The organism is Brevundimonas sp. (assembly GCF_036399195.1).
Taxonomy (GTDB): Bacteria; Pseudomonadota; Alphaproteobacteria; order Caulobacterales; family Caulobacteraceae; genus Brevundimonas.
The window spans coordinates 1-5,613 of sequence record NZ_DASWNO010000285.1 but is presented as its reverse complement, the minus strand read 5'-3'; the positions used below and the strand labels follow the sequence as shown (position 1 = coordinate 5,613).

Annotated in this window: 7 protein-coding genes and 1 pseudogene; all 8 read left to right on the top strand. The window is 67.7% G+C overall.

Features of this window, described 5'->3' with window-relative positions:
• Positions 1-512: polyprenyl synthetase family protein (locus tag VGB60_RS12490; protein ID WP_331038576.1), on the top strand; the 512-nt coding region annotated here is incomplete at its 5' end.
• Between the two features lie 4 nt (positions 513-516).
• The gene (locus VGB60_RS12485) at positions 517-1,080 is read left to right on the top strand and encodes a demethoxyubiquinone hydroxylase family protein (RefSeq protein WP_331038575.1); all 564 of its coding nucleotides are present in this window, start codon (positions 517-519) and stop codon (positions 1,078-1,080) included.
• Positions 1,081-1,150: 70 nt separating this feature from the next.
• Positions 1,151-3,061 (top strand): 1-deoxy-D-xylulose-5-phosphate synthase, encoded by a 1,911-nt coding sequence (gene dxs, locus VGB60_RS12480; protein ID WP_414644524.1) that lies wholly within the window; start codon positions 1,151-1,153, stop codon positions 3,059-3,061.
• A 65-nt stretch (positions 3,062-3,126) separates the two neighbouring features.
• Positions 3,127-3,576, top strand: coding sequence for a hypothetical protein (locus tag VGB60_RS12475; protein ID WP_331038573.1), 450 nt, complete (start codon positions 3,127-3,129; stop codon positions 3,574-3,576).
• A gap of 185 nt (positions 3,577-3,761) precedes the next feature.
• Positions 3,762-4,124 carry an AtpZ/AtpI family protein gene (locus tag VGB60_RS12470; RefSeq protein ID WP_331038572.1) on the top strand — a complete coding sequence of 121 codons (363 nt, stop codon included), beginning with the start codon at positions 3,762-3,764 and terminating at the stop codon, positions 4,122-4,124.
• Positions 4,125-4,131: 7 nt separating this feature from the next.
• Complete coding sequence (locus tag VGB60_RS12465; protein ID WP_331038571.1) at positions 4,132-4,923, top strand: F0F1 ATP synthase subunit A; 792 nt, start codon at positions 4,132-4,134, stop codon at positions 4,921-4,923.
• Positions 4,924-4,969: 46 nt separating this feature from the next.
• On the top strand, positions 4,970-5,245 hold the full coding sequence (locus VGB60_RS12460; RefSeq protein WP_331038570.1) for a F0F1 ATP synthase subunit C: 276 nt from the start codon (positions 4,970-4,972) through the stop codon (positions 5,243-5,245).
• A gap of 90 nt (positions 5,246-5,335) precedes the next feature.
• Positions 5,336-5,613, top strand: a pseudogene (locus VGB60_RS12455) (hypothetical protein); the annotation flags it as partial.

The window sequence follows — 5,613 nt, the reverse complement described above, 5'->3', positions numbered from 1 at the left end:
ACATTGTGCTGCACGAGGACACCCACGAGGACGCCGAGATCCGTTGCGAACTGGCGAGCCGGCTGTCGTTCGCGTCCGGCGCACGCGGCATGGCGGGCGGCCAGATGATCGACCTCCTGGGCGTCCGCGACGACCTCGGCGGCGTGGCGCGGATGCAGCGGCTGAAGACCGGCGCCCTGTTCACCTACGCCTTCGAGATTCCCCTGATCATCGCCCGGGCCCGCGAGGCCCAGCGTCAGGCCCTGATCAGCTTCGCCCACGACATCGGACTGGCCTACCAGATCGTCGACGACCTGCTGGACGTCGAGGGCGACGAAGACCTGCTGGGCAAGGCCGCCAACAAGGACGCGGCCCAGGGCAAGACCAATTTCGTCACCCTGCTGGGAGTCGATGCAGCGCGACACAGGGTCGCGCATCTGGCCGATCAGGCCCGCGCGCACCTGGACGTGTTCGGGCCGGACGCGGAAATCCTCAAGGCCAGCGTGGACTACGTCCTTCAGCGCAGGTCCTGACCGAGTGGCGCTAAACACCTCGGTCGCCGCTCGCATCCTTCGGGTCAATCACGGGGGCGAACACGGAGCGATCCACATCTACAGCGCCCAAATAGCCGCCGCACGGCTGCGCGCGCCCGATCTTTTGCCCTTCCTGCTGGAGGCACGCGAGCATGAACGGAGCCACCGCAGCCGCTTCCGAGCACTGATGCCTAGCCGCGAGGCCAAGCCCTGCCGGTTGATGTGGATTTGGGCCGTTGGCGGCGCCTTGCTGGGCCTGATCACCGGCCTTCTTGGGCGTGAGGCGATCCTCGCCTGCACGGAGGCCGTCGAAGAGACCGTGCATCGACACCTCGACGACCAGATTCGCTGGGCGACAAACCGGGACGAAGGCCTGCGTAAGATCATCGAGGAAGTCCGCGTCGAGGAGCTGGCGCACATCCAGCATGCAACGGACCACCGGACTGGGGCGGGCTTTGTCTGGCTGGAGCGGCTAATTTCCTCTGCCACAGAGGCGCTCATCTGGCTTTCCACCCGCGGCGACTCCGCGCGTCTTGCCCATCAACTGGGACGAGCAACGTCCGCCTGAAGCTTGCCTAAAGGCCATGGCGACGACATGGACACTCGCGCGCCATGTTATCTAGGATTAGATGTCAGCTATGCCCAACACCCCGCTGCTCGACACGGTCCAGATTCCCGCCGACACGCGCGGCTTCGACATCCCCCAGCTGCGCCAGTTGGCGGACGAGGTCCGGGCCGAGACCATCGACGCGGTGTCGGTCACCGGCGGACATCTGGGCGCGGGCCTCGGGGTGGTCGAGCTGACGGTGGCGCTGCACCATGTTCTCGACACGCCGAAGGACGTGCTGATCTGGGACGTCGGCCACCAGTGCTATCCGCACAAGATACTGACCGGCCGCCGCGACCGCATCCGCACCCTGCGCCAGCCGGGCGGCCTGTCCGGGTTCACCAAGCGCAGCGAGAGCGAATACGACCCGTTCGGCGCCGCCCATGCCTCGACCTCGATCAGCGCGGCGCTGGGCTTCGCCGCCGCGCGCGACCAGCAAGGCGGCAAGAACCGCGTCGTCGCGGTGATCGGCGACGGCTCGATGTCGGCGGGCATGGCCTATGAGGCGATGAACAACGCGGCCGAGACGACGCACGGCCAATTGATGGTCATCCTCAACGACAACGACATGTCGATCGCGCCGCCTGTCGGCGGGATGAGCGCCTATCTGGCCAAACAGGTTTCGGGCGACGCCTATCGCAACTTCCGCCGCTTCGGGAAGTCGGTGGCGGAGCACCTGCCGCGCCCGTTCCGCAACGCAGCGCGCAAGGCCGAGGAATACGCCCGCGGCATGATCGTAGGCGGGACCTTCTTCGAGGAACTGGGCTTCTACTACATCGGTCCGGTCGACGGGCACGACATGGATAACCTCGTCCCCATCCTGAAGAACGCCGCGGCCATCACCGACCGTCCCGTGATCGTCCACGTCGTCACCCAGAAGGGCAAGGGCTACGCCCACGCGGAGTCCAGCGCCGACAAGCTGCACGCGGTGGTCAAATTCGACGTCGTTTCCGGCAAGCAGAGCAAGTCGGTCTCGAACGCGCCCAGCTACACCAAGGTGTTCGGGACCGAGCTGATCAAGCGGGCCCAGCTGGACCCCTCCCTCGTCGCCATCACCGCGGCCATGCCGTCGGGCACGGGACTGGACCTGTTCGGTCAGGCCTTCCCAACGCGGACCTATGACGTCGGCATCGCCGAGCAGCACGCCGTCACCTTCGCGGCCGGCCTCGCGGCCGAGGGGATGAAGCCGGTCTGCGCCATCTATTCGACCTTCCTGCAGCGGGGCTACGATCAGGTCGTGCACGACGTCGCCATCCAGAAGCTGCCGGTCCGGTTCGCCATGGACCGGGCGGGGCTGGTCGGGGCGGACGGCGCCACCCACGCGGGGTCGTTCGACATCGGCTTCATGGGGGCTTTGCCGGGCATGGTGCTGATGGCGGCGGCGGACGAGGCCGATCTGGCCGCCATGATCGCCACCTCGCTGGAGATCGACGACCGCCCGTCGGCCTTCCGCTATCCGCGGGGCGACGGCGTCGGGGTGGAAATCCCGGAGCTGGCCGACCCGCTGGAGATCGGCAAGGGCCGGATCGTGCGCGAGGGGACCTCGGTCGCCATCCTGTCGCTAGGCACGCGGCTGCAGGAATCGCTGAAGGCCGCCGATCTGCTGGCCGCGCGCGGCGTGTCGGCGACCGTCGCGGACGCCCGCTTCGCCAAGCCGCTGGACGAGGACATGATCCTGCGGCTGGCGCGCGACCACGAGTGCCTGATTACGGTCGAGGAGGGGGCCATGGGGGGGTTCGGCGCCTTCGTGCTGCAGATGCTGGCGCAGAAGGGGGCCCTCGATTCGGGACTGAAGATCCGGACCCTGCACCTGCCCGACGTCTTTCAGGATCAGGACAATCCGGTCGCCATGTATGCGACCGCGGGCCTGAACGCCGAGCACATCGCCGCCGCCGCCCTCCAGGCCCTCGGCATCGAAGCGACGCGCGCCGCCCGGGCCTGATGGGCCGCTGAGGCAACTCCCACAGTCGCGGACCGTTAGGTCCCGGGGCTTAGAGGGTTGTCGTCATGAAGTTCATTGCTTTCTCCACCGCCGCCGCGCTGTCTCTGGCGGCCGTGCTGCCTGCCGCCGCCCAGGACGCCGCGCCACAGGCCGAAGGTCCCATGGAGGTCATGCGCGAGGCGGACTCGAGCCTGACTTGCCCCCAGATTTCCGACGAGGCGGCTCAGCTCAGCCAGAAGATGGGCGGTGCGCCCGGCAACGGCTTCCTGAGCGCCATCAGCGGCGTCGCCCAGGCCGGCGCGGCACTCGTCATCCCGGGCGCGGGCCTCGTCATGGCCGCGGGAGACGCCCTCACCCGGCCCGACCGTGAGCGCAAGGAGGCGGAGTCCGCCGCCGTCCGGCACCGGTGGTATTATCTGAACGGCCTGTACGCCGGGCAAGACTGCATGGCTTCGTCCGCCGCCGCCACGCCGGTCACGCCGGCCGACGCCGCGCCGCCCGCGCGACCCCAGTAGGCGGCCGCGGGCGAATCGTCTCGCCGCCTCAGGCTCAGCGGCAAAAATTGCAAGTCGGATCAGCTGTTTAGCCGATTGTCGCACCGCCTTGACCAAAGGGGGGCGCGCCTATAGGTTCCGCGCCGAATTCAGACCCCCATCGAGGCCCGCCGTTCCGGCGCCAGCCACGAGGCGCTGAGGCCACCATGTCCCTACCTCCGGAATCGCGCGAAGAGGCGATCGAACGCCTCAACACCAGCGCATCCGATCTGGAGGCGCGCACCGCTCGACACGTCTCCGCCGAGGCGGCGGGTCAGGCGGCGGCGGGGCAGGCCTGGAAAATCCTCGCCGACCTGTTCGGCGGGGTTTTCGTCGGTCTGGCGATCGGCTTCGGGATCGACCGGTTCGCCGGGACGACGCCCTGGGGCATCATCGGCGGCGTCCTTCTGGGCTTCGCCGTCTCGGTGTGGATGGCGTGGCGCACGGCGCAGCGCCTGATGGCCGAAGCGAAACAGCATGGGGAGCCGAAGTCGGTTCCCTTCGACGACGACGAAGACCAGGGAGTCTGATCGCCCGATGGCCGATCCGCTACACCAGTTTCAGGTTACCCCCCTGCCGGGTCTCGACTTCGGCGAGGTGACCCTGCCGCTCGTCGGCACGGTCCATCTGGCCTTCACCAACTCCCACCTGGCCATGACCATCGCCTTCCTGCTGGTGGTCGGGTTCCTGCAGGTCGTCACCTCCGGCGCCAAGGTGGTTCCGGGGCGGGGTCAGGCCGTCGGCGAGACCCTGTTCGGCATGATCGACGGCATCGCCGACTCGATCATCGGCCACGACGGCAAGAAGTATTTCCCGTTCGTCTTCACGGTCTTCATGTTCATCCTGGCGATGAACCTGCTGGGCATGTTCCTGAGCTTCACCGCCACATCGCAGCTGGCCGTGACCGCCACCTTCGGCGTGATCACCTTCCTGCTGGTGGTGATCATCGGCATCAAGAAGAACGGCCTCAAGTTCCTGGGTCTGTTCTGGCCGACCGGGGCGCCGCTGGTCATGCGCCCGATCGTCGGCCTGATCGAGTTCTTCTCCTTCCTGCTGCGCCCGCTGACCCTGACGCTTCGTCTGTTCGGCAACATGATGGGCGGCCACGTCGCCCTGAAGGTGTTCGCCGGCTTCGTCGTCACGCTCGGCGCGATGGCGGCGGGCGGCGGCCTGGGTCTGCTGGGCCTGCCCGGCGCGGCCCTGTCGCTGAGCCTCGTGACCGCTCTGACGGCCCTCGAGTTTCTGGTGGCCTTCCTCCAGGCCTTCGTCTTCGCCGTGCTGACCTGCGTCTACCTGAACGACGTGGTCAATCTGAGCGACCACCACTAACCCCTACCGTTTTTCTCCAACCCACCCTCTGACAGGACTGAACACCATGGTTGACCCGCAAACCGCCGCCAACGCCGCCGCCAACGCCGCCGCCATCGTCTCGGCCGGCAACGCCATCGGCGCCGGCCTGGCCATGACCGGCATGATCGGCGCCGGCATCGGCGTCGGCAACATCTTCGGCAACTTCCTTTCGGGCGCCCTGCGCAACCCGTCGGCGGCCGGCTCGCAAATCGGCAACCTGTTCGTGGGCGCGGCTCTGGCCGAAGCCTTGGGCATCCTGTCGTTCGTCATCGGCATCCTGCTGTGGACGTCGGCGAGCTGATTTCGTCCATCTGATCGAGGGGCGGCCGGGTTCCGGCCCAGCCGCCGCCTCGCTGACTGACGTATCGACCGCTCAAGCATCAGGCGACAGATGACCGTATCCGTTCCACCCGCAGTGACTCACGACGCGCCCCATTCGGTGGCCGTCGCGGACACGCACGCCTCGACCGAATCCGCGCACGGCGAAGGCGGGGGCGGCCTGCCGCAGTTCGAGTTCCAGCACTGGTTCGGCCAGATCGTCTACCTCGTCCTGCTGTTCGCCATCCTCTACTGGCTGATGGCCAAGGTCTTCGTGCCGCGTCTGCGGGGCGTGATCGACCAACGCGCGGCGACCATCGCCGACGCCGTCTCGGCGGCCCGCCAGGTTCA